The 22,113-nt window shown below is 56.9% G+C and carries 23 protein-coding genes and 1 other RNA gene; 10 read left to right on the top strand and 14 right to left on the bottom strand.

Translation table 11 applies throughout. The features are described from left to right. The first annotated feature begins 95 nt into the window (after window positions 1-95). The 3 genes from FNY10_RS00980 (at window position 96) to FNY10_RS00970 (ending at window position 3,609) form a co-directional block, all read left to right on the top strand. On the top strand, window positions 96-1,205 hold the full coding sequence (locus FNY10_RS00980; RefSeq protein WP_131047511.1) for an ABC transporter ATP-binding protein: 1,110 nt from the start codon (window positions 96-98) through the stop codon (window positions 1,203-1,205). A 258-nt stretch (window positions 1,206-1,463) separates the two neighbouring features. Further along, entirely contained in the window at window positions 1,464-3,023 is a 1,560-nt protein-coding gene (locus FNY10_RS00975; protein ID WP_141965206.1) for an EAL domain-containing protein, read from the top strand. 40 nt (window positions 3,024-3,063) lie between these two features. After that, window positions 3,064-3,609, top strand: coding sequence for a flavin reductase family protein (locus FNY10_RS00970; protein ID WP_160702155.1), 546 nt, complete (start codon window positions 3,064-3,066; stop codon window positions 3,607-3,609). 47 nt (window positions 3,610-3,656) lie between these two features. Here the strand turns inward: FNY10_RS00970 and FNY10_RS00965 are convergent, their stop codons facing one another. Continuing rightward, window positions 3,657-4,010 carry a DUF1428 domain-containing protein gene (locus FNY10_RS00965; protein ID WP_100683210.1) on the bottom strand — a complete coding sequence of 118 codons (354 nt, stop codon included), beginning with the start codon at window positions 4,008-4,010 and terminating at the stop codon, window positions 3,657-3,659. Between the two features lie 92 nt (window positions 4,011-4,102). Next, entirely contained in the window at window positions 4,103-4,717 is a 615-nt protein-coding gene (locus FNY10_RS00960; protein WP_100683154.1) for a YczE/YyaS/YitT family protein, read from the bottom strand. An 87-nt stretch (window positions 4,718-4,804) separates the two neighbouring features. Between FNY10_RS00960 and FNY10_RS00955 the strand changes: the two genes are divergently transcribed. Continuing rightward, window positions 4,805-6,232, top strand: a complete 1,428-nt coding sequence (locus FNY10_RS00955) for an aminotransferase class I/II-fold pyridoxal phosphate-dependent enzyme (protein WP_160702157.1) — start codon at window positions 4,805-4,807, stop codon at window positions 6,230-6,232. Window positions 6,233-6,363: 131 nt separating this feature from the next. Here FNY10_RS00955 and FNY10_RS00950 read toward each other — a convergent pair whose 3' ends face one another. From FNY10_RS00950 to ffs, 3 genes are all read right to left on the bottom strand, one after another. Further along, the gene (locus FNY10_RS00950) at window positions 6,364-6,579 is read right to left on the bottom strand and encodes a hypothetical protein (RefSeq protein WP_100683152.1); all 216 of its coding nucleotides are present in this window, start codon (window positions 6,577-6,579) and stop codon (window positions 6,364-6,366) included. Next, window positions 6,576-6,833 carry a hypothetical protein gene (locus tag FNY10_RS00945; RefSeq protein WP_100683151.1) on the bottom strand — a complete coding sequence of 86 codons (258 nt, stop codon included), beginning with the start codon at window positions 6,831-6,833 and terminating at the stop codon, window positions 6,576-6,578. The genes FNY10_RS00950 and FNY10_RS00945 overlap by 4 nt, the downstream gene beginning before the upstream one ends. 400 nt (window positions 6,834-7,233) lie before the next feature. Then, window positions 7,234-7,330, bottom strand: an RNA gene (gene ffs / locus FNY10_RS00940) — signal recognition particle sRNA small type. A 351-nt stretch (window positions 7,331-7,681) separates the two neighbouring features. On the opposite strand from ffs, the gene FNY10_RS00935 reads away from it, so the two are divergent. Together FNY10_RS00935 and FNY10_RS00930 are read left to right on the top strand one after the other, a co-directional pair. Further along, window positions 7,682-8,089 (top strand): dTDP-glucose pyrophosphorylase, encoded by a 408-nt coding sequence (locus tag FNY10_RS00935; protein ID WP_100683146.1) that lies wholly within the window; start codon window positions 7,682-7,684, stop codon window positions 8,087-8,089. Between the two features lie 65 nt (window positions 8,090-8,154). After that, window positions 8,155-8,466: an MGMT family protein gene (locus FNY10_RS00930; RefSeq protein ID WP_160702159.1), complete on the top strand. Its 312-nt coding sequence runs from the start codon at window positions 8,155-8,157 to the stop codon at window positions 8,464-8,466. Between the two features lie 37 nt (window positions 8,467-8,503). Here the strand turns inward: FNY10_RS00930 and FNY10_RS00925 are convergent, their stop codons facing one another. Next, entirely contained in the window at window positions 8,504-9,016 is a 513-nt protein-coding gene (locus tag FNY10_RS00925; protein ID WP_100683144.1) for a YbaY family lipoprotein, read from the bottom strand. Window positions 9,017-9,249: 233 nt separating this feature from the next. Between FNY10_RS00925 and tesB the strand changes: the two genes are divergently transcribed. Continuing rightward, entirely contained in the window at window positions 9,250-10,113 is an 864-nt protein-coding gene (gene tesB, locus FNY10_RS00920) for an acyl-CoA thioesterase II (protein WP_160702161.1), read from the top strand. 97 nt (window positions 10,114-10,210) lie between these two features. Here tesB and amtB read toward each other — a convergent pair whose 3' ends face one another. From amtB to FNY10_RS00895, 5 genes are all read right to left on the bottom strand, one after another. Further along, window positions 10,211-11,497: an ammonium transporter AmtB gene (gene amtB, locus FNY10_RS00915; RefSeq protein ID WP_160702163.1), complete on the bottom strand. Its 1,287-nt coding sequence runs from the start codon at window positions 11,495-11,497 to the stop codon at window positions 10,211-10,213. 33 nt (window positions 11,498-11,530) lie between these two features. After that, window positions 11,531-11,869: a P-II family nitrogen regulator gene (gene glnK / locus FNY10_RS00910; protein ID WP_004858743.1), complete on the bottom strand. Its 339-nt coding sequence runs from the start codon at window positions 11,867-11,869 to the stop codon at window positions 11,531-11,533. 242 nt (window positions 11,870-12,111) lie between these two features. Then, complete coding sequence (locus FNY10_RS00905) at window positions 12,112-13,890, bottom strand: SmdB family multidrug efflux ABC transporter permease/ATP-binding protein (RefSeq protein ID WP_131047503.1); 1,779 nt, start codon at window positions 13,888-13,890, stop codon at window positions 12,112-12,114. Further along, window positions 13,883-15,655: a SmdA family multidrug ABC transporter permease/ATP-binding protein gene (locus FNY10_RS00900; protein WP_141965209.1), complete on the bottom strand. Its 1,773-nt coding sequence runs from the start codon at window positions 15,653-15,655 to the stop codon at window positions 13,883-13,885. The genes FNY10_RS00905 and FNY10_RS00900 overlap by 8 nt, the downstream gene beginning before the upstream one ends. 42 nt (window positions 15,656-15,697) lie before the next feature. Further along, window positions 15,698-16,156, bottom strand: a complete 459-nt coding sequence (locus tag FNY10_RS00895; RefSeq protein WP_004858739.1) for an Lrp/AsnC family transcriptional regulator — start codon at window positions 16,154-16,156, stop codon at window positions 15,698-15,700. A gap of 115 nt (window positions 16,157-16,271) precedes the next feature. On the opposite strand from FNY10_RS00895, the gene FNY10_RS00890 reads away from it, so the two are divergent. After that, on the top strand, window positions 16,272-17,324 hold the full coding sequence (locus FNY10_RS00890) for a PLP-dependent cysteine synthase family protein (RefSeq protein WP_131047501.1): 1,053 nt from the start codon (window positions 16,272-16,274) through the stop codon (window positions 17,322-17,324). Between the two features lie 44 nt (window positions 17,325-17,368). Here FNY10_RS00890 and cof read toward each other — a convergent pair whose 3' ends face one another. Then, window positions 17,369-18,187 carry an HMP-PP phosphatase gene (cof, locus tag FNY10_RS00885; protein WP_160702165.1) on the bottom strand — a complete coding sequence of 273 codons (819 nt, stop codon included), beginning with the start codon at window positions 18,185-18,187 and terminating at the stop codon, window positions 17,369-17,371. A gap of 323 nt (window positions 18,188-18,510) precedes the next feature. Between cof and FNY10_RS00880 the strand changes: the two genes are divergently transcribed. After that, window positions 18,511-20,211 carry an SgrR family transcriptional regulator gene (locus tag FNY10_RS00880; protein ID WP_141965211.1) on the top strand — a complete coding sequence of 567 codons (1,701 nt, stop codon included), beginning with the start codon at window positions 18,511-18,513 and terminating at the stop codon, window positions 20,209-20,211. Between the two features lie 66 nt (window positions 20,212-20,277). After that, window positions 20,278-20,973 carry a 7-cyano-7-deazaguanine synthase QueC gene (gene queC / locus FNY10_RS00875; RefSeq protein WP_160702167.1) on the top strand — a complete coding sequence of 232 codons (696 nt, stop codon included), beginning with the start codon at window positions 20,278-20,280 and terminating at the stop codon, window positions 20,971-20,973. Between the two features lie 213 nt (window positions 20,974-21,186). Here queC and FNY10_RS00870 read toward each other — a convergent pair whose 3' ends face one another. Together FNY10_RS00870 and FNY10_RS00865 are read right to left on the bottom strand one after the other, a co-directional pair. Beyond that, the gene (locus FNY10_RS00870; protein ID WP_131066478.1) at window positions 21,187-21,588 is read right to left on the bottom strand and encodes a YbgC/FadM family acyl-CoA thioesterase; all 402 of its coding nucleotides are present in this window, start codon (window positions 21,586-21,588) and stop codon (window positions 21,187-21,189) included. A 110-nt stretch (window positions 21,589-21,698) separates the two neighbouring features. Continuing rightward, window positions 21,699-22,067 (bottom strand): helix-hairpin-helix domain-containing protein, encoded by a 369-nt coding sequence (locus FNY10_RS00865; protein ID WP_160702169.1) that lies wholly within the window; start codon window positions 22,065-22,067, stop codon window positions 21,699-21,701. Window positions 22,068-22,113 lie beyond the last annotated feature (46 nt).

Here is a 22,113-nt window from a genome sequence, read left to right as displayed (position 1 = left end):
AGCATTGTTCAGCCAGGTTGTTACACGTAGTACAAAAAACCGCTGCAACCCTAATCCCAACGGCAAATAACGCTTACTAACCCCGGGGAATGTTGATGTCCAATATACGACTGAGGAATGTCACCAAACGGTTTGGTACGACCGTGACGCTGCACCAGGTCAATCTTGATATCGAAGACGGTGAATTTGCGGTCTTTGTCGGGCCATCCGGCTGTGGGAAATCGACTCTGCTGCGGATGATTGCCGGGCTTGAGGAGGTCAGCGATGGCGAGGTGCTGATCGGCGATGAGGTGATGAATGATGTGGTGCCCGCCCACCGCGGCGTGGCTATGGTTTTCCAGTCCTATGCGCTCTATCCGCACATGACGGTGGCGGAAAATATGGGCTATGGCCTGAAAGTCAATAAAGTGCCAAAGGACGAAATTCGTCGTCAGGTCGAAATGGTGGCCAAAACGCTGCAGTTGACCCATCTGCTGGACCGCAAACCGAAACAGCTCTCCGGCGGCCAGCGTCAGCGCGTGGCTATCGGCCGCGCCATCGTCCGTAACCCGCGGGTGTTTATGTTTGATGAGCCGCTCTCAAACCTCGATGCGGAGCTGCGCGTCGAGATGCGTCTGCACATCGCCAAACTGCATCATGAGCTGAAAACCACCATGGTGTATGTCACCCACGATCAGGTGGAAGCGATGACCCTGGCCGACAAAATCGTGGTGATGAACTACGGGAAAGTCGAGCAGATGGGGTCGCCGATGGCGCTGTACTACAACCCGGTCAACCGGTTCGTCGCCGGTTTTATCGGCTCGCCGAAAATGAACTTCCTGCCCGCCACGGTCAGCGCCTGGCAACCGGGGCAGCTCACCGTGCAGATGGCGCAGCAACACAGTCTGACGCTGAATATCACAACTTCGCCGCTACAACCCGGTGATGCGGTGACGCTGGGGATTCGCCCTGAACATCTGTCGACCGATGTGCGCAGCGGTACGGTCGTGGAGTTTCAATGTGAAGTGGTTGAACGCCTGGGGAACAACACCTACCTGTTCGGCCAGTGCTACGGGCATGACAACGTTAAAATTCTGCTGCCTGGCGATGTGCACTTCCGCCCGTGGCAGAAAATCGACGTCGCCTTTGACGACCGCTTCTGTATGGTCTTCGATGAAAACGATCTGCGGATCAGTACCGATATTACGGCGCCGGATGCCCATTAAAAACATCTGGCTGTCATGATGACGCTATAAGCTGAACCTGGATGCTGATAACGCAAGCTATTGGCATGCCAGCTTTAACCCTCGTTTTAATCCGCACCGCTCAGTGCCTCGACCGCTGCGGATCATCCACTGTTAGCCCGATATCCGCGCCATGTCGTGATTCGGGCATTTTTTAAATAATAATCATTGCCCCCCGTCTGCGACCTTTTCCGCCATCGGATATACTCATCAAATCCCCAATAACATCAGGATATACGCATGACGACCAGCAATCTGGTGAGTCTGGTTACCGGGGTATTGATACTCGCCGTCATCGTGCCGATAGCCTTAAGTATCTGGCTGGCGACCAGTCAGGCAAAAATACTGTTTTATTCCGAACTGGATAACTACTCTTCCCGGGTGCTGATGCGCATCCAGCAGGTGGCAAGCCAGGCAAGAGAAGCGCTGCAGGAAGCCGATGCCCACGGCGCAGCCGCCTGCAGCCCACAGCATTTGCTCGCGATGCGCCGAATCGCCTATACCCATCGCTATGTGCAGGAGGTGCTGTGGCTCCAGGGTTCGGTGCCGCAATGTTCTTCTCTCGAAGATCACCCTACCCCGGTCTCCTTCCCTGTCCCCGATCATGTCACCACCGACGGCTACCGGGCGTGGCTCACGTCGGTCAACGATCTCGGTCTGCAGCGCAAAATGACGGCGCTGGGCAGTGAGCATCATGTCGTGATGATCGATCCTGCCTCATTTATCGATATCATTTCGCCGGGCCAGGAAAATATTCATGCGATTCTGTTTGGCATCGAAGACAAACAGGTGATTACCAGCAGTGAGCCTCTCGACCCGGTGGTGTGGAATCAAATCAATCACCTGGCCGGCCAGACGCTCACCGTCGACAACAGGGTTTATCGCCTCCATCGTATCCCTGAACTGGGGCTGGCTATCGCCACCTGGTCATCCACGCTCCCGTTGCAGGAAAAATTCCGCCATCAGCTGGCGCTGTGGCTGCCCCTCGGCCTGTTTATCAGTCTGCTGACCTCATTTTTGCTCCTGCGACTGCTGCGTACCTTACGCTCGCCGCGCTATGGGATGCTGGATGCGCTGCACTCTGACGCGATTCAGGTCCATTACCAGCCCATCGTCTCACTCAAAGATGGCAAAATCGTCGGCGCCGAAGCGCTGGCGCGCTGGCAGCAGCCCGACGGCAGCTTTTTGTCGCCGGATATTTTTATTCCGCTTGCCGAACAAACCGGGCTCATTACCCAGTTAACCGAAGATATTGTGCGGAAAATTTTCGCCGATCTCGGCCCGTGGCTGCACGCGCATCCGGAACTCCACATTTCAATTAACTTGTCGGTCGACGATCTGCGCTCGCCTGCCCTGCCAGCCCTTCTGGCCGATAGGCTTCGCCAGTGGGAGATCGCGCCGGCGCAAATTACGCTTGAGCTGACGGAGCGCGGTTTCATCGATCCCGAGACCACTCTGCCGGTGATCGCCCGCTATCGCCAGATGGGGCACAGTATTTCAATCGATGATTTCGGGACCGGTTATTCCAGCCTCAGCTACCTGCAAAAACTGGATGTCGATATCCTGAAAATAGACAAATCCTTCGTCGATACCCTCGAATATAAGCCGCTGACGCCGCATATCATCAAAATGGCAAAAGCGCTCCATCTGGCCACCATTGCCGAAGGCGTCGAAACTCAGGAACAGCGCGACTGGCTGTGTCGCCACGATGTGCTCTATGCCCAGGGCTGGCTGTACAGCCCGGCGTTGCCGAAAACGCAGTTTATGCTGTGGGCGGAAAATAACCTGAGAGCGCATTGAGCTACGCTTAAGGTAACTCCATAAAAGGGAGAGTTCCCTGATGCAAAAACATCCCTGGCCTTTACACGATGTGCGCCACTGGCTGGAACCCGGTGCCGTGGTCTTAATCAGCAGTCGCTGGCAGGATCGGAATAATATCATGACCCTTGGCTGGTATACGGTGCTGGAGTTTTCCCCCTCGCTGGTCGGGTGCATGATTTCCGCCGGCAATATCAGTTTCGACATGATCCGCAGCAGCGGGGAGTGCGTTATCAATCTGCCTGATGCCGCCATGGCGGAGACGGTCGCCAGAATCGGTAACTGTGACGGCGACACGGTGGACAAATTCGCTGCCTTCCGGCTTACCGCGGAAGCCAGCGAACGGGTGGCCGCGCCGTCGATTGCCGAGTGCCACGCCAGCTTTGAATGCCGGCTCTTCGACGATGCGCTGGTGGAGAGCTATAACTTCTTTATTTTTGAGGTGGTGGCGGCAAAGGTTAAACCGCAGCCCGTCTGGCCACAGACCCTGCATTACAGCGGCGGCGGTCTGTTTCGTACCGACGGCGACGTGCGCGATTATCGCCATCTGTTTACCAAAGTATCCTGACCACGCCACTGCCGTCCCCTTCAACAGGAAAGGGACGGCGGCAAAGCTTATTCATCCAGTAACGGCAGGAAGCCGCCGAAAATCATTCGTTGGCCATCAAACGGCATGCTATCGCCTAACGCCTTCATCCTTGGGTCGGCCATCATGGTGGCATTCGCCGCGTCGCGCACCTCTTTTGACGGATATTCTATCCAGCTGAACACGACCTCTTCGTCGCTCCCGGCTTTCACCGCCATGCGAAAATCGGTGAGCTTACCGTCCGGCACATCGTCCGCCCAGCACTCCACCACCCGTAGCGCGCCAAACTCTTTAAACAGCGGTGCGGCCTTTGCTGCCAGCTCGCGATAGGCCTCCTTATTTTTCGCGGGCACGGCAACGACAAAACCATCAACGTACTTCATGAGTCTGATCTCCGAAGTGAACAGCGCGACCGGAAAACCCGGCCGCATCTGTAAGGCTAAGTTTAGCCCTCATCCCTTGTAACGGGATAAAATCAGGAGACCACCTCACCGGTCGCGGTAGCCGTTTTGCGCACCACCGGCTGGCGAAACCAGGGTAAGCACAGCTGAATAAGCGGCCCGATCGTCAGCGCATAAAGCACGGTTCCGACGCCAAAGGTCCCACCCAGCGCCCAGCCGATCGCCAGCACCGATAGCTCAATGACGGTGCGGATACCCCGCAAAGACCACCCGGTACGGGCATGCAAGCCGGTCATCAGTCCATCGCGCGGCCCGGGGCCAAAACCGGCGCCAATATACATCCCCGTCGCCAGAGCATTGAGCACGATAGCGCCGATCAGCATCAGGCTGCGCCACACCAGCGACTCCATCGGCGGCAGGACCGCCAGCGTCGCGTTTGCCGCCAGCCCCAGTACGATCACATTGCTGACCGTTCCCAGTCCCGGCATTTGACGCATCGGGATCCACAGCAGCAGCACCGCCGCCCCGGTCAGAATGATCACCGTGCCAAAATCGAGGCCAAACTGCTTACCGACGCCGAGATGAAAAACATCCCACGGATCGGCACCCAGATTGGCATGAACAAACAACGCGGTCGACACGCCGTACAGAACAAGACCGATATAGAGCTGCACTAATCGACGTAACATTTTTTACCTCTGGATGATTGCGGACCTCGCCATCATCAGCAAAAATGGATTGATAATTAATGGCCAGTTTTTTAAAAGTGGATCGCTATGGTTTCTCGTCGCTTCGGTACCCAATCGCTGGTACGCCTGCTGGGCCACTGGCAAGAGTCTTCGACCCGAACGCCGCTCTGGCGCCAGCTGGCGGACGCCCTGCGTCTGCTGATTCTCGATGGTCGCCTGACGCTGGAGACGCGGCTCCCGGGCGAACGGGAGCTGGCTGCGGCCCTGAACGTCAGCCGCACCACGATCGCCAGCGCGCTCGGCCAGCTGCGTGAAGAGGGTTATCTTTACAGCCGCCAGGGCAGCGGTTCGCGTATCGCGCTGCCGGAACGTGCAGACACGGCGACAAAAGAGGCCCTCCATCCATCATCGGTCAATCTGGCCACCGCCGCCCTGAGCGCCGGACCGGAGATTCACCAGGCCTATCATCAGGCCCTGACGATGCTGCCGCAGCATCTGTCCAATACCGGTTACGACCAGCACGGGCTACCGGTTTTGCGGGAGGCGATAGCCCGCCGCTACTGCGAACGAGGTCTGCCAACCCGCGGCGATGAAGTGATGATTGTGAACGGCGCGCTGAACGCCTTTTCGCTGGTGCTTCGTCTGCTCACCGGGCCTGGCGATCGCGTGGTGATCGATGCGCCGACTTATCCCATGGCGATCAGCGCCATTCAGGGCGCCTCCTGCAGGCCGGTCAGCGTCGCCCTGCCGCAACATGGCTGGGACTGCGACGGACTGGCGGCAACCATTGCGCAAACCGCACCACGGCTGGCATGGCTGATGCCTGATTTTCACAACCCTACCGGCCGTTGTATGGATAGCGCCACCCGCCAGCGGGTAGCCGATATAGCGGCGCAAACGCGTACGACGCTGGTGGTCGACGAGACAATGGTGGATTTATGGTACAACGCCCCGCCGCCTCCGCCGCTGGCGACCTTCAACGCCGAGGCGCCGGTTATCACGATTGGCTCGGCCGGAAAAAGTTTCTGGGGGGGATTACGTATCGGCTGGATCCGCGCTTCCGCACGCACCATCGCCTCGTTAGTTCAGGCCCGGGATTCACTCGATCTGGGCACGCCGCTTCTCGAACAACTGGCCTGCAGCTGGTTGCTCGAAAATGATCGGGCCTGGCTCCCGGCGCGTAGAGCCATGCTGGCCGCACGCCGCGATATGTGCGGCGCGCTCATGACGGAATACTTCCCCCACTGGCGCTTCACATCGCCGGCAGGCGGACTCTCTTTTTGGGTGGAATTACCGGACATGCTGGCGACCATCTTCTCGGCAAGAGCAGAAAGTCTTGGGATCCATATTGGTACCGGAACGCGCTTCGGCCTGGCTGGCGCCTTTGACCGCTATTTGCGTTTACCTTTCACCCTGGACGATGAGCCGTTGCGCAGCGCATTTACCACCCTGCAGCCCATCTGGGCAGGTCTGGCGCAACAGAATGAAAATACGAGAATGCGTAAAATAATATAATAAAATATCGACGGGCTGGATTCAGCCCGTCAAAAATCATCATCCATGACGCATATGAGATGTTTTTTATAAATTGCGCTTCATGATGTCATTGCTATATGTCAGCCTGATGACATCAATGAAAAATTTCATTAATGCTGGCGGGGGATGGGAAAGCTTTTTAATGAGATAATAAAACCATCTTCATCTTTTTTAATTTTCGCCCCGGTTTCACACCAGTCGGAGGCAATGCGAAAGAACTCATCACTACCGATATTCCAGTTGAGGCGAACATGCTTAACATACCCTGAACGTAACAGATCGCAGGCTTCGCTATAGTTGCTGGCTGTAGAGAGTTGTTGTTTCATTTTTTCTTCTTCAGAATTTTTCTTAATGCTTTGATTTCTTTAGGGGTTAATGGAGAAGCTTCTTCTTCGGTATGCTGACTATCAATATCCTCTTCCGAAACCCCCGCCTCACCTGCTGAATCTGCTATCTGGAAGGCCAGCAGCAGCAGTTTCTCCGTTGCAGTACCCAGATTCTCGTCATTTACTTCCGCATAATGACGCAGCTTTTCTTTTAACTCTGCATCAATTTTTACGTTCAAAACTACTGTAGTCATCGCCATGCTTCCCGTGCAATAAATTTATCATAATTAATACACGAAGTTAACAAACTGATCCAGTCATATATTTTTCAACTGATAGCCAGACAATAAATGCCCACAGATAATCTGCCAGTTATATATGACATGAAGATGACATTAATATTTCATTATCATTTCAAATTTATGACAAATAGTTTTAAGGCATAAACAGAGGGTATTTTTAGAGACGACACTGACAGGCACGAACCGCGCAAATTCTCCGCTATTTATCTTGCTGGCACGATTCGGGAGTACAATAATCCGGCAAAACGCTCCGACATGCAAAATGCGCAAGGTGGTTTTTTGCTGAGTGCGGGAACGCGGGAACAGATGAAAAAAGAAAGAAAAAACAAGGATCCCCAGAATTGGGTGGGGGCCCTGCCAGCTACATCCCGGCACACACGTCGTCTGCTCTGGCTGCTTCCTTCCGGATCTGACCTGGTAAACAGAGTAGCGTTGCGGGAGAACCAACAGAGCCCCCATTGAGAGCGTCGTTATCCAACGCGCAGGCGCATTATCCCTACTGGACCGGCTAATTGCAAGCAACCCCCAACCAGATGCTGGTTTATTGTGCAACCGCGTGCAGAAAGCTTGCGCTATCACCCCAAAGGGGCCTGCCACAGGCTGTCGACCCGCTATTTCTGCCGCCGCCGCGGGCGGCACGGCGGCGATGCCCGGACACAATTTTCCGTTTCGATACGCGTCTTGCGGACTAAATTAAGGGATTGCGAGCGCTATCGCAGCACATTTTCCTGTCGCCATCCATACTTCACGCCATATCGCCGTACTCTTTTTAATCAATCTCTGACCTCAAGGGTAATGGAATGAGTGAAGCTCCCCGTTTAACCACGACCCTTGCCATGCCAGAGATCGACGGCGTCACCCTCTCCTTTCAAGGGCTGAATTTCCTGCGCCCGGAATTGATGCTGGATTTCGTCAGCGTCAGCAGCGGTACTCTGCTGGCGGTTACCCCGGTTGCCGTGCTCTATTCCACGGTCGGCGTCCTGCGGCGTATTGATTTGCGCAAACTGCCCATCGAAGTCAGCGGCCGCATCATCTACCCGATCTCCTCGCAGCAACTGCCTTCCCTGCGGGCAAAGCTGATTATCAACGCCGGCTCCCGACGGCTGAAATTTTTAGAAAGTTTGCTGGCCATCAGCCCGCACGACAACGTGCACGGGATGCAGATTCTTGGCCTCGCGCTCGATTTCACTATCGTCAAACCCGTATAGCCCCGCGCTGTACAGGTACGCAGTCAGCGCTTATTCTGAGCCTTTCCCGGTTTACAGGACGCACGATGGATTCTCACGACACTTTTCCCCGGCGGGTCTGGCAAATTGTGGCCTCCATTCCAGAAGGTTACGTCACCACCTATGGCGATATAGCGCGACTGGCGGGATCCCCCCGCGCGGCGCGCCAGGTTGGCGGGGTCCTCAAGCGCCTGCCCGAAGGTTCCACGCTTCCCTGGCACCGGGTGGTCAACCGTCACGGCGACATTTCCCTTACCGGCCCGGATCTGCAGCGTCAGCGCCAGGCGCTGCTGGCTGAAGGCGTGCAGGTATCCGGCGGCGGCCACATCGATCTGCAGCACTATCGCTGGATTTACTGAAGGCAAAAAAATGCCCCAGGCAAGGGGCATAGATGGTTTACTGCGCGGCGGGGGTATCGCTGCTGGCGACCGGTACGGCCATCTGCTGCACCGGCACCAGAACCAGGTCGGCACGGTTCCCTCCGCCATTCACCACCGTCTGCACGGTATCGGTGATAAACATCAGCCTGCCGCCAACCGTGATAGCCGAACTCAGCAAAATTCGCGCGTCAGGCTTAATGTCCGCCTGGTTATACGGCAGGACGAAGTCATACGGCGGCTGTTTACCTTCGGTACGAACCGTTTTCTGCGCCAGCACACGCGACGGCGCATCGGCTAACGACGCATCCGACAAGGTCACGGTGAGTACCGCATCCGGCGGTAGGGCGACTTTCTGCCGGATGGAAATAGTCCCTGAAACATTAGGCTGTTGCTGCGATGAGGTCAGTGAGGCAATGCCATAAGGATCGGGGGCAGCCGCATGGCTGGCCGTGTTTGCGCCGTGATTATTCGCGCAAGCGGTCAAAGCGGTTGCAACGGCTAAAGCACTTAACATATAGGCAAATTTCATTATGTTCTCCTTTTCATCCCTTTACATGCAGGAGTATGTCCTGCCTACTGGCGAGCAGTAACATTGGCATCGTGCATAAGTGTGGCACAGATCTCAGTTCTCTTCCTGCAAACGCCACTTTATTCAGATTATTACACCCATCGGACCACTTGCGATTCCAGGTTATACTTGGCCTCAATACGCACTGCGCGACACGTACTGCGCAACGCAGTTATCATTGATTGAGGGTAAATATGAGTCAGGCACTAACCAATCTGCTGGCATTATTGAATCTGGAAAAAATTGAAGAAGGGTTATTCCGCGGGCAGAGTGAAGATCTGGGCTTACGTCAGGTTTTTGGCGACCAGGTCGTCGGTCAGGCGCTGTACGCGGCGAAAGAAACCGTGCCTGCCGAGCGTCTTATCCACTCATTCCACAGCTATTTCCTGCGCCCAGGCGACAGCCAGAAACCGATTATTTATGACGTCGAAGTGCTGCGCGATGGCAACAGCTTCAGCGCCCGTCGGGTCGCGGCCATTCAAAACGGGAAACCTATTTTTTATATGACCGCCTCTTTCCAGGCCCCGGAGCCCGGCTATGAGCATCAGAAATTGATGCCGGACGCCCCTGCGCCGAATGGTCTGCCTTCCGAAACCGACATCGCGCGTAAGCTGGCGCACCTGCTGCCGCCGCAGGCCAAAGATAAGTTCCTCAGCGACAAACCGCTGGAAATCCGCCCGGTGGAGTTTCACAACCCGCTGAAAGGCCACGTTGCTGAACCGACCCGTCAGGTGTGGATCCGCGCCAACGGCGCGGTGCCGGAGGATATTCGCATCCATCAGTACCTGCTGGGCTACGCTTCCGATTTCAATTTCCTGCCGGTGGCGCTCCAGCCGCACGGCGTCGGGTTCCTGGAACCGGGGATGCAGGTAGCGACGATCGACCACTCAATGTGGTTCCATCGCCCGTTCAACATTAACGACTGGCTGCTGTACAGCGTTGAGAGCACTTCCGCCTCCAGCGCCCGGGGCTTTGTTCGCGGTGAGTTTTATACTCAGGATGGCACGCTTGTGGCATCAACGGTGCAGGAAGGGGTCATGCGCAACCGTCACGCATAAGGCGTCATCCGTGACGGGCCATTCCCGATACGCTCCCCCATGACGAAAAAAGCCTCCCGTCGGGAGGCTTTGCTGCTACTGGAGACAACTCAATTTATCAGGCGTTGTAGGCATTTTCGCCGTGGCTGTTGACGTCCAGACCTTCGCGCTCCTGCTCTTCCGGAACACGCAGACCTACGGTCATATCCGCCACTTTATAACCGATGAAGGCGACAATACCGGACCAGACGATAGTGATGCCGATACTTTCCAGCTGTACCAGCAGCTGATGGCCCATGGTCACGCCTTCCGCGTAGCCGACGCCGCCCAGAGAGGTTGCGGCAAAGATACCGGTCAGGATACAGCCCACGATCCCGCAGACACCGTGTACGCCGAACACATCGCACGGGTCATCAACACGCAACCAGCGTTTCAGAACCGTTACGCCCCACAGACCCGCCAGGCCGGAAGCGATACCCACAATCAGTGAGCCGCCTACGCCGATGTAACCACATGCCGGAGTGACACCAACCAGACCGGCAATCGCACCGGAACAGGCACCTAACAGAGAAGGTTTACCGCGGGTCGCCCATTCGCCGAAGGTCCAGGCCAGAATGGCCGCAGCGGTCGCCACAACGGTGTTGACGAAAGCCAGCGCGGCAATTTCGTTCGCCGCACTCGCCGAACCGGCGTTAAAGCCAAACCAGCCAACATACAGGATTGCCGTACCGGTGAAGACCATCGGCAGGTTATGCGGTTTGAACGCTTCTTTGCCAAAGCCAACGCGTTTGCCCATCATATAGGCGCCCACCAGACCGGCAACGGCGGCGTTGATATGCACCACAGTACCACCGGCGAAATCCAGCGCGCCGTGCGTCGCCAGCAGACCACCGCCCCATACCATGTGCGCAATCGGCACATAGGAGAGGGTCATCCAGACGACGACGAAAATCAGCACCGCGGAGAAGCGAATACGTTCAGCCAGTGCGCCCACGATCAGGCCAACGGTGATACAGGCGAAGGAGCCCTGGAAAGCGACGTGGATGTACTGATAGAAGGTCCCCATCAGCGCTTTCAGCTCAATGTTTTTCAATAATACCCAGTCGAAGCTGCCGAAGAAGCTGCCGCCGGTACCAAATGCCAGCGTGTAGCCATAAACGACCCACAGCACGCATACCAACCCAAAGGTGACGATGACCTGGGTCAGCATAGAGAGCACGTTTTTACCGCGAATCAGGCCGCCATAGAACAGCGCAATGCCCGGAATGGTCATAAACAGCACCAGCGCGGTGCAAATCATCATAAAGGCGTTGTCGGCTTTATCTGCCACTGCCGGTGCGGCCATCGCCAGCCCCGGAAGCAGTGCCAGCGCACCCAGACCTGTTTTCATTGTTGCTATTTTCATTTTCTCGATCCCCATCACTGTGTGGTCTGGACGTTACAGTGCCGCTTCGTCGGCTTCGCCGGTGCGGATGCGAATAACGCGTTGCAACTCGGCGACAAAAATTTTGCCATCGCCAATTTTTCCGGTGTAGGCCGCTTTACTAATCACATCAACGACCTCATCAAGCTGATCGTCGGCAATCGCGACATCAATCTTCACCTTTGGCAGAAAATTGACGCTATATTCGGCACCACGGTACAGCTCGGCGTGGCCTTTCTGACGGCCAAACCCTTTTACCTCAGTGACCGTCAGGCCCTGAATGCCGATGGAAGATAACGCTTCACGCACATCTTCCAGTTTGAATGGTTTGATTACCACGGTAACCAGCTTCATAAGTCCCCTCCGCTCTGAATTCGTAATGGCAGCAGCTAACACGCAGGGAATAAAGCAAGGGCTATGCCAGAAATGAAAAAGGGCCGCATAGCGGCCCTTTTAAGGCAGAAAACAGAAGAACGGCATAAGAAGAAGGCGGAAAAGCACCGGTCACAGCCAAAAACGCACCATTACAGTGCACAGAGCGTTACATTTTTGCACCATGCTAAACCGCGCCAGCACCACTGCCTGCTTATAGTGCATCAGGCAATCAGCGACTCTTCCTGCGCGCTGGCGGCCAGCTCTTCACCAGCCAGCTGCAGCTGATACATTTGCCAGTAGCGCCCTTTGGCTGCCAGCAACTGCTGATGATTGCCGCGCTCGACGGCCTGCCCACGGTGGAGCACCAGAATGGTGTCAGCCTCAACAATCGTCGACAGGCGATGCGCAATCACTACCAGCGTGGTGTGCTGGCGAACTTTGGCCAGCGCTTGCTGAATCGCCTGTTCGGTGCCGGAGTCAATATTCGCCGTCGCTTCATCGAGAATCAGAATCTGCGGGGTATCCACCAGCACCCGCGCCAGCGCCAGCAGCTGCTTCTGACCCACCGAGAGATTATTCCCCTGCTCGCCCAGCTGCGTGTAAATCCCCTCGCTCATCCCGCGCGCCAGTTCCGCCAGTTGCACCGACTCCAGCGCTTCCCAGACCTGCGCCTCGCTGATATCGCGACCGAGCGTGACGTTGGCATAAAAGGTATCCGCCAGCACCACCGGATCCTGCTGCACCATAGCGACGCCCTGGCGCAACGCGCTGTGGCTCAACGAGGAGAGCGGACGACCGTCAATACGAATTTCCCCTTTGCTCAGCGGGTAGTAGCCCATCATCAGGCTGGCAAGCGTGCTTTTGCCGCTGCCGGTATGGCCGACCAGCGCCACAAAACCACGGGACGGAATCTCCAGGTTGATATCCTGCAGCACCAGGCGATCGCCGCGATAAGCAAAAGAGAGGTTCTCAATCGACACCGTGCCGCTGCGCAGCGGCGCGCTATCCTGCCCCCACTCCTGACGCGGGCGATCCATCAATTCGAAGACGCGCTCGCCGGCGACCACCGCCTGCTGAAGCATCGATTGCTGGGTCGTCAGCTCAATCAGCGGCTCATTCAGACGCCCCAGATAGCTGATAAAGGCGTACAGCACCCCGACTTCAATCGTGCCAGCCGAGCTGAATCCGAACAGCATCAGCAACCCGCAGAGTACCAGCGTTGAGAACAGGCTCAGCAGCGGGCGCAACAGGAAACCATCGAGGCGCAGCGTTTGCATTCGCGCCAGATAGTGCGCATAGCTGGCTTCACGCATCCGCTCGCCGAAGCGCGCCTGCTGGCGGAACTGCTGGATAACCCCCATACCGTTGATGACTTCATTAAAGCCGTCGTTGATATCCGCCAGCCAGGCACGCACCCGGCGCACGATCGGCGTGCTGTAGCGTTGATAAATCATCATCACAATCAACACCGCCGGGAAAATAGTCAGCGCCACCAGCGCCATGCGCCAGTCAAGGCTGAACATCGCCACCAGCATGGCGCCAATCAGCGCCGCGCTACGCAGCACCGTCGCCACCACCGTGACGTACAGATCGCGGATCACTTCCGTGTCGTTGGTGACGCGGGAGATCAGCTGCCCGACCGGCTGGGTATCAAATTCACTCAGCGGCTGGCGCAGCGCCGCATCCATCACATCACTGCGCAGCTGCTGCACCACGCCAACGGCGGCGCGATTAAACAGCAGCGACTGGTTATAGTGCAGGGTCGCCGCGAGGATCTGTAAGCCGAGATAGGCCACGGCCAGACCGCAGACCAGCTTCAGCGGCACGGCGTTCTTCGCCACCATATTGTCGATAAAGTAGCTGATCAGCAGCGGGCCACTGACCTCGGCGGCCGCGGCAATCCACATCATCACCACCGCAATAATCAGCGGCTTACGCCACGGAGAACCGTAGGCCAGCAGACGTTTTAAAGTCGGCCAGAGCTCGGAAAAACTACGCATCAGCGGCCTCCTCGTGATCCTGCGGCGCATCGTCCAGCGCCGCTTCCAGCTGTTGATAGCGATACATGTCGCGATACCAGCCGGGTTGCGCCGCCAGTCCGTCGTGGCGACCGCGCTGGACAATATGCCCATGCTGCATCACCAGAATCTCGCTGGCTTCAGTCAGTGCCGACAGGCGATGGGCGCTGATAATAACCGTTCGCCCCTCTCCCCATTGCCGCAGGTTATGCAATATCTGATGCTCGGTCCGGCCATCCACCGCCGACAGCGCATCGTCAAGAATCAGAATCTCCGCCTCCAGCAGCAGCGCGCGAGCGATGGAAATGCGCTGTTTTTGTCCGCCGGACAGCATCACGCCGCGTTCGCCGACTTCCGTTTCATAGCCCTGAGGCAGGCGCAGAATATCGTCGTGCACGCTGGCCAGCCGCGCAACATGCTCAATTTGCTCCGGCGTCGCATCGGGCCTGCCGAGCGCGATGTTGTTGGCGACGGTGTCGGAAAACAGGAACGGCGTCTGGTTCACCACCGCCAGACGGGCGCGCCAGCTATCGAGCTGCAGCCGCGTCAGCGGAATATCATGGAAGCGAATATCCCCTTGCGTGACGTCAAAGTGGCGCTGGATCAGCGCCAGGATCGTGCTTTTCCCTGCGCCGGTTGGCCCGCAAATACCCAGCATTTGCCCAGGCTGGAGCACAAAGTTGACCTTCTCCAGCGAGGTCTTATTCGCCTGCGGATAGATAAATTCGCGTACGGCGACGCTCAGCGCCCCGCGCCCTTCCGGGGCCAGTTCATGACCATCGTTGACGGTCGGCGCTTCTTCGAGCATCGTGCGGATCCGACTGTAGGCCGCGCTGCCGCGTTCCACGATGTTAAACATCCATGCCAGCGCCAGCATCGGCCAAATCATCAAACCGAGATACATCACAAAGCTGGTCAACTGGCCGAGGGTCATACTGCCCTGCAGCACCATCCAGCTCCCTCCGCCGATTGCCAGCAGGTTAGCCGTGCCAATCGCGATATAGATAGTCGGGTCAAAGCGCGCATCAATCCGCGCCACGCGCATGTTCTTTCTGCCGGTATCCGCCGCATCGGCAGCAAACTGCGCCGATTGCCGGTCCTCCAGGCCAAAGGCCTTAATCATGCGGATACTGGTCAGGCTCTCCTGGGTGCGATCGTTGAGGCTGGAGAATGCCGCCTGCGCGACGCGGAAACGTTCATGGAGCGCATCGCCGTTACGCTTGATAACCAGGGCCATCACCGGCATCGGCAACAGCGCCAGCAGAGTGAGCTGCCAGCTGATTTGCGTCGACATCACGATCAATACCGCACAGCCCATCACCAGCGAGTCCACCAGCGTCAGCACCCCTTCCCCCGCAGCAAACACCACCCGATCAACATCGTTGGTGGCGCGGGCGATCAGGTCGCCGGTGCGGTGGCGCAGGTAAAAGGCCGGATGCTGACGGCTGAGCTGACGATAAAAGTCCTCCCGCAGCTCCACGGCCAGCTGATAAGAGGCGCCAAAAAGCAGCACGCGCCAGACGTAGCGCAGCAGATAGACCATCACCGCGATCAGGACTAACGCGCCGATCCACATCCACACCTTCTCTGCGGTGTAATGTTGTCTGGTGACGCCATCAACCACGATCCCCACCACCTTTGGCGGAATCAGCTGTAAAACGGCGATAATGGCCAGCAGGGCAATAGCACCGAGATAACGGCGCCACTCCCGGCGGAAGTACCAGCTAAGTTGAGCAAATAATCGCAAGCAGTTAAATCCTGAGTGTATAAATCGTCGCGGCAAACGCCGTTAATCAATAGGTAAGGCAGTGGTGTATTTTATCTGTTCCATCGCGAAACTCGAAGTGACATCAGACAACCCGGGGACGCTGTTCACCAACCGTTTATAAAAATCATCGTAGCGTTTCATATCCGCTACCTGCACCCGCAGCAGGTAATCATACTCTCCCGCCATCCGCCAGAAACCGAGGACTTCCGCCATCTGCGTGACTTCGCTGACGAACCGGCAGTACCAGTCGCTGCTGTGATGCTGGGTCTTGATCAGCACAAATGCCGTCAGACCGAGGCCAAGCTTTTCGGCATCCAGCAGCGCCACGCGACCGAGCAGGATACCCTCATCTTCCAGCCTTTTCAGCCGTTTCCAGCAGGGCGTGGTGGTCAGATTAACGGCATCGGCCAGCGCCTGCAAAGAGAGGGTGCAGTCAGTTTGCAGCAAAGAAAGCAGCTTACGGTCAATTTTATCTAACACCGGGCACCTCTGGAGAAAAATTTTCTCCTTTCATTGTAATTTAAAGGCTAAATAGCAACAATTTTTCCTCGCACTTCCACTAAGCTGGGCACAAAATGACAAACAGGAAATAACGATGAAGAGCGCCTGGGTAAAACACGCCATCAGTGAAATTAACGCCGATTATCAGCGTTCCGCCGACACGCACCTTATTCGCCTGGCGCTGCCCGGCTTCCCGGGTATTCAGATCTACCTGAAGGATGAGAGCACCCATCCTACCGGCAGCCTGAAACACCGCCTGGCGCGTTCTCTGTTCCTTTACGGACTGTGTAACGGCTGGATTAAAGAAGGGACGACGATTATCGAAGCCTCTTCCGGCTCGACGGCAGTCTCTGAAGCCTACTTCGCACGCCTGCTCGGCCTGCCGTTTATCGCCGTCATGCCTTCCTGTACGGCGAAACGCAAAATTGAGCAGATTGAGTTTTATGGCGGACGCTGTCACTTCGTCGAGAGCGCGTGCGAAATCTATGCCGCCTCCGAGAGACTGGCTCGCGAGCTGAACGGCCATTATATGGATCAATTTACCTTCGCTGAACGGGCGACGGACTGGCGCGGCAATAACAATATTGCCGACAGCATTTTCCGGCAGATGACCCATGAACCGCATCCGCAGCCCGCTTATATCGTGATGAGTGCGGGGACCGGCGGAACATCGGCCACGATTGGCCGCTATATCCGCTGTCAGGGCTATGATACTCAACTATTGGTGGTCGATCCGCAAAACTCGGTGTTCCTCGACTACTGGCAGAGCCGCGATGCCGACCTGCGCAGCCCGGTCGGCAGCAAAATAGAAGGTATCGGTCGCCCGCGCGTCGAGCCGTCATTTATTCCTGACGTCGTCGATGAGATGCTGCGGGTGCCGGACGCGGCCAGCGTCGCCAGCGCCCTGTGGCTGGAAACGCTGCTGGGTCGCAAAGTCGGCGCCTCCACCGGCACCAATATGTGGGGGGTGCTTGAGCTCGCCGTGCGTATGCGCGCCGAGGGGCGTACCGGTTCTATCGTCACTCTGCTGTGCGACAGCGGCGAACGCTATCTGGAGAGCTATTACAACCCGCAGTGGGTCGCGAGTCAGATAGGCGATATCACTCCGTGGCAGGCAAAAATCGCGGCAATGGTGAACACACAATAAAAAAAGCCAGACACCGTGGCGCCTGGCTTGCTGGAAAGGTCTGTTTATTCGGGGGAATAAGGAAGATCGGGATTATCCAGCCAATGCGTTAAAAAATGGGAGACCGCTTCATGCCGGCAGTCTCCAATAACCGGTAAATGCGGCAGTTCAGCTTTGAGCTGCGGCATCGCGTTACCCATAATGACCCCGCGCCCCACGCTACCGAGCATTTCGCGGTCGTTCATGGCGTCGCCAAACGCCATACAATCCTGCATCGACAGCCCCAGATGCTGGCTGAGTACCGCCAGCGCTGCGCCTTTATTACACCCATTTGGCAGCACTTCCAGGCAGTCGAACGCTGAAAAACAAATATGCGCGCGATCGCCGAGCGCTTCAGCCAGCTGAACGTTGAGCCGCCGGAGATCGTCGTGCTCGCCGCAGAAGCAGACTTTGGTGACGTTATCCGCCGGCATCCGTCTGGGATCGGATATCTGATAGCGGAAGCCGCTGAAAATATGCGCTTTCAGCAATCCGGGCATCTCCTGGCCGGTAAACCAGCCGCCATCATTAAAGACGTGCATGCTGGCCGCCGTGTCCCAGCGGCGGTGGAGCACCGCTTCCGCGACGCCAGGATCGAGATCGCGGCGGTGCAGCTCTTCTCCATCCACGGCATGAATCCGCGTACCGTTACCGGTAATTAAGTAGGCATCCAGCGAGAGTTCACCGATGACGTGGCGCATTTCCAGCGCATGGCGGCCCGTGGCAAAGGTCAGGGTAATATCACGATCGCGCAGACGCTTCAGCGTTGAGCGCGTTGACGTTCCCAGACGGTGGTCCGGCAGCAGCAGCGTGCCGTCCATATCAAATGCAGCGAGTTTTGCCATGTGAGCTCCCAAAAGCACGGTGAGTTTTACTTGAGTTCCAGTATTGCCTGAGATATACGGAAGTAATAGTGAATAGATAAATTTTATTGTTCCGGGTTTATAAACCGTGCTCGCGCAGGCTCCGAAGGGGCGAGGCCGAAGGACAGCCCGGGTAACGGGTGTGAGCAAGCGCAAGCAGCACAGAGGCAGCCTTGTCAGATGAGGTGAATAATACAGCCTGCATCAAGGCGGCAAAGGCGCGAATCCCCGGAAGCTTACTCCAGTAAGTGACCGGGGTGAGCAAGCGTAGCCAACGCAGAGGCCGGTTGAAGGATGAAGTGTCTATGAGGTTATTAAACCGTCTGAACCAGTACCAGCGCCTCTGGCGGCCCTCCTCCGGCGCGCCGCAGCAGGTGACGGTCGGCGAACTGGCTGAACGCTGTTTTTGCAGCGAACGCCATATTCGAACGCTGCTGCGTCAGGCTCAGGAGGCCGGCTGGTTGAGCTGGCAGGCCGCTCCCGGGCGCGGAAAACGCGGCACGCTGATTTTTCACACCGCGCCAGAAGCCTTACGTAATGAGATGATGGAGCTGGCGCTGAATAATGGTCAGCAGAAAAACGCGCTGGAGCTGGCTCAGTTGGCGACGGAAGAGCTGAAGGCGCTGCTTTCGCCTTTTCTTGGCGGTCAGTGGCAAAACAATACGCCGACTTTGCGTATTCCCTACTATCGCCCGCTTGACGCACTGCGGCCGGGTTTTTTACCTGGCCGCGCCGAACAACATCTTGCCGGGCAAATTTTTTCCGGACTGACGCGCTTCGGGACGCACAGTAGCTCTCCGGTCGGAGATTTAGCTCATCACTGGCAGGTATCGCCGGACGGCCTGTGCTGGCAGTTTTATATCCGTTCAACGCTGTTCTGGCATAATGGCGATCCGCTAGAAACGCCGCAGCTTCAGCGGCGACTGCTGATGTTGCTGGAGCTACCCGCCCTGCGCGCCCTGTTTGCCAGTATTAACCGCATCGATGTCACGCATGCGCAGTGTCTGACGATTACGCTGCATCGCCCGGATTACTGGCTCCCTTTCCGCCTTGCCAGCGACGGCAGCGTACTGGCGCATCCCGATGAACCAACGGTCGGCAGCGGGCCGTTTCGCCTGCAACTGTTCAGCCCGGAACTGGTGCGGCTGGAGAATCATCCGCGCTATCATCTGCACCACCCGCTGATCCAGGCGGTGGAGTACTGGATAACTCCCCAGCTGTTTGAGCAGAATCTGGGCACCAGCTGCCGCCACCCGGTGCAGATTACCATTGGCGATCCGGACAAGCTGGCAAATCTTCGTCAGGTCAGCAATAGCATCAGCCTCGGATTTTGCTACCTGACGCTGCATCAAAGCCCTCGCCTCAGTAAAGCTCAGGCGCAACGGCTGGTATCGCTGATTCACCGTTCTTCACTGCTAAAGACACTTCCGCTCGACGAAGATTTGATTACCCCCAGTCACGAGGTGTTGCCCGGATGGACCATTCCCCAGGGGCCGGAGAATCAGGATGTGCCTCTGCCTGAACAGCTTACGCTGCTGTATCACCTGCCGGTCGAACTGCACACGATGGCGGAACAGCTCCGCCTGCGGCTTGCCGCCCTCGGCTGCGAACTGAAGCTCATTTTTCACGACGCCAAAAACTGGCACGGTTGCCAGGAACTGGCGCAGGCGGATTTGGTCATGGGCGATCGGCTGATCGGCGAAGCGCCGGAATACACGCTGGAGCAGTGGCTGCGCTGCGATACGATGTGGCCCCATTTATTGACCGGGGCGCAATATGCTCATCTGCAGGCCACCCTCGATGCCGTCCAGGCGCAGCCTGAAGAACGCAGCCGCAACGAAGCGTTGCGCAATGTTTTCAATATCCTGATGGACGATGCCATCATGACGCCGCTATTTAATTACCATTATCGTATCAGTGCCCCGCCGGGCGTGAACGGCCTGCGGCTTAACGCCCGAGGCTGGTTTGATTTCACCAGCGCCTGGCTACCGCCATCACCGCCGTGATGAAGCTGGTCGCCGCGCCTGTCAGGCGCTACCATATCGCTTTCACTTTGATTGTCAGGAATTGCCATGAAACGCGCCGTAGTTGTCTTCAGCGGAGGACAAGATTCAACAACCTGCCTGGTGCAGGCTCTGCAACAGTACGATGAAGTGCACTGCGTCACTTTTGATTATGGCCAACGCCACCGCGCGGAAATTGACGTTGCGCGCGCTCTGGCGTTAAAGCTGGGCGCCGTTGCCCATAAGGTGCTCGACGTGACGCTGCTCAACGAGCTTGCCGTCAGCAGTCTGACCCGCGATAACATTCCGGTGCCGGACTATGAGCCGGAAGCCAGCGGTATCCCGAATACCTTTGTGCCCGGACGAAATATCCTGTTTTTAACCTTGACGGCGATTTATGCCTACCAGGTCAAGGCGGAAGCGATCATTACCGGCGTTTGCGAGACCGATTTTTCCGGCTACCCGGACTGCCGCGACGAGTTCGTGAAAGCGCTGCACCATGCCGTCAGCCTGGGAATGGCGAAAGATATTCGCTTCGAGACGCCGCTGATGTGGCTGAACAAAGCCGAGACATGGGCCTTAGCCGATTACTGGGGCCAGTTAGCGCTGGTGCGCCATGAAACCCTGACCTGCTATAACGGCATTAAGGGCGACGGCTGCGGACAGTGCGCGGCCTGTAACCTGCGCGCCAACAGGCTAAGCCAGTACGAAGCCGATCGACCAGGTATTATGGCCGTGATGAAGCAGAAAACCGGGCTACAGTAGCCGCTTATTTCCCGGTAGCGACTGACGCCTTCGTGGGCCTGCGAGAACCGCGTATACCATCAGGCCCGTAGCCCGCCAGCGTACTCCTGTACCCAATCCGCAACGACCTACAGGCCGGGCAGGCATCAGCCGCCACCCGGCATTTTCTCGATTAGCGTTAGCTGAAACAGATGCGCAGCGGCGCCTCCGGGACAGACTCCTGCGCTGGGCCTGTCAGCAAGACTCCAGTTGCACCAGTTTCTCGCGCAGTTCGCCCTCCAGCGGCAGCGCCTTCTGCGTTTTAAGATCGATGCAGACAAAGGTGATTAGCGCATCGGCTACCACCTCGCCGTTAGGGTTAAGGGTGACGACCTGGCTTAACGTCCCGCTTTTTCCGTTCAGCTGTTCCAGTTTGCTGGTGACGGTGAGCACATCGCCTAATACCGCCGGACGTCGATAGTTGATATTGATATTCACCACCACGAAGGCGATGTTACGTGCGGTCATCCAGTGAAAGGCCGGGCTGCTTTCCAGGCCATCCCAACGCGCCTCTTCAAGAAACTCCAGATAACGCGCATTATTGACGTGCTGATAGACGTCGAGATGATAGCCGCGAACTTTGATTTGTGTCTGCATAGCGCACATGCCTTATCTTTCATTGTTGTTTTGAGGTCAGAGGTCACACCACTCGTGTGACCTCTTCAGTCTGGCAAATAATAACGACTGTGCAAACTTGTACTGCAAATTTACAGCGTCAGATGTGACAGATTTCTCTCCACCAGCGAGCTACCCATCCCCGGGACCTGCTTAAGATCGTCAACGGTTTTAAAGGGCCCGTACTCTTCGCGATAGCTCACGATAGCCTGCGCTTTCTTCAGACCGACGCCATTCAGAGCCTTTGCCAGCTCTTCTGCGCTGGCGCTATTGATACTCACCCTGGTCCCATCATTGTCAGTCGCGTTTAACGCCTCAGGCGCCTTCGCCTGCGGCGTCTGCACGCTCTCCTTTGCCGTCGCCGACATTTTCCCGCTGGAAGGGGCGGCAAGTACGCCCGGACTTCCTGCCGCGCAAACCAGTACGGCGGCGGCAATAAGCGTTTTCAATCCACATTTCATGCTGTTATCTCCTTGTTTGTAGACAGCGGAGTCACAATAACGAGCG

Source organism: Klebsiella sp. Lac1 (assembly GCF_009825425.1).
Taxonomy (GTDB): Bacteria; Pseudomonadota; Gammaproteobacteria; order Enterobacterales; family Enterobacteriaceae; genus Klebsiella; species Klebsiella electrica.
Note: the sequence above shows the minus strand (reverse complement) of the source record. Positions and strands in the feature narration are given on the sequence as shown.

Excerpts from the sequence above, each read along its gene's own strand:
- amtB (WP_160702163.1), bottom strand. The coding sequence starts at position 11,497 with ATGAAAATAGCAACAATGAAAACAGGTCTGGGTGCGCTGGCACTGCTT.
- FNY10_RS00970 (WP_160702155.1), top strand. The coding sequence starts at position 3,064 with ATGCAAAAACATCCCTGGCCTTTACACGATGTGCGCCACTGGCTGGAA.
- queC (WP_160702167.1), top strand. The coding sequence starts at position 20,278 with ATGAAACGCGCCGTAGTTGTCTTCAGCGGAGGACAAGATTCAACAACC.
- cof (WP_160702165.1), bottom strand. The coding sequence starts at position 18,187 with ATGGCAAAACTCGCTGCATTTGATATGGACGGCACGCTGCTGCTGCCG.
- tesB (WP_160702161.1), top strand. The coding sequence starts at position 9,250 with ATGAGTCAGGCACTAACCAATCTGCTGGCATTATTGAATCTGGAAAAA.
- FNY10_RS00960 (WP_100683154.1), bottom strand. The coding sequence starts at position 4,717 with ATGTTACGTCGATTAGTGCAGCTCTATATCGGTCTTGTTCTGTACGGC.
- FNY10_RS00880 (WP_141965211.1), top strand. The coding sequence starts at position 18,511 with ATGAGGTTATTAAACCGTCTGAACCAGTACCAGCGCCTCTGGCGGCCC.
- FNY10_RS00930 (WP_160702159.1), top strand. The coding sequence starts at position 8,155 with ATGGATTCTCACGACACTTTTCCCCGGCGGGTCTGGCAAATTGTGGCC.
- FNY10_RS00950 (WP_100683152.1), bottom strand. The coding sequence starts at position 6,579 with ATGAAACAACAACTCTCTACAGCCAGCAACTATAGCGAAGCCTGCGAT.
- glnK (WP_004858743.1), bottom strand. The coding sequence starts at position 11,869 with ATGAAGCTGGTTACCGTGGTAATCAAACCATTCAAACTGGAAGATGTG.
- FNY10_RS00975 (WP_141965206.1), top strand. The coding sequence starts at position 1,464 with ATGACGACCAGCAATCTGGTGAGTCTGGTTACCGGGGTATTGATACTC.
- FNY10_RS00945 (WP_100683151.1), bottom strand. The coding sequence starts at position 6,833 with ATGACTACAGTAGTTTTGAACGTAAAAATTGATGCAGAGTTAAAAGAA.
- FNY10_RS00965 (WP_100683210.1), bottom strand. The coding sequence starts at position 4,010 with ATGAAGTACGTTGATGGTTTTGTCGTTGCCGTGCCCGCGAAAAATAAG.
- FNY10_RS00925 (WP_100683144.1), bottom strand. The coding sequence starts at position 9,016 with ATGAAATTTGCCTATATGTTAAGTGCTTTAGCCGTTGCAACCGCTTTG.
- FNY10_RS00890 (WP_131047501.1), top strand. The coding sequence starts at position 16,272 with ATGAAGAGCGCCTGGGTAAAACACGCCATCAGTGAAATTAACGCCGAT.
- FNY10_RS00905 (WP_131047503.1), bottom strand. The coding sequence starts at position 13,890 with ATGCGTAGTTTTTCCGAGCTCTGGCCGACTTTAAAACGTCTGCTGGCC.
- FNY10_RS00865 (WP_160702169.1), bottom strand. The coding sequence starts at position 22,067 with ATGAAATGTGGATTGAAAACGCTTATTGCCGCCGCCGTACTGGTTTGC.
- FNY10_RS00935 (WP_100683146.1), top strand. The coding sequence starts at position 7,682 with ATGAGTGAAGCTCCCCGTTTAACCACGACCCTTGCCATGCCAGAGATC.
- FNY10_RS00980 (WP_131047511.1), top strand. The coding sequence starts at position 96 with ATGTCCAATATACGACTGAGGAATGTCACCAAACGGTTTGGTACGACC.
- FNY10_RS00955 (WP_160702157.1), top strand. The coding sequence starts at position 4,805 with ATGGTTTCTCGTCGCTTCGGTACCCAATCGCTGGTACGCCTGCTGGGC.
- FNY10_RS00870 (WP_131066478.1), bottom strand. The coding sequence starts at position 21,588 with ATGCAGACACAAATCAAAGTTCGCGGCTATCATCTCGACGTCTATCAG.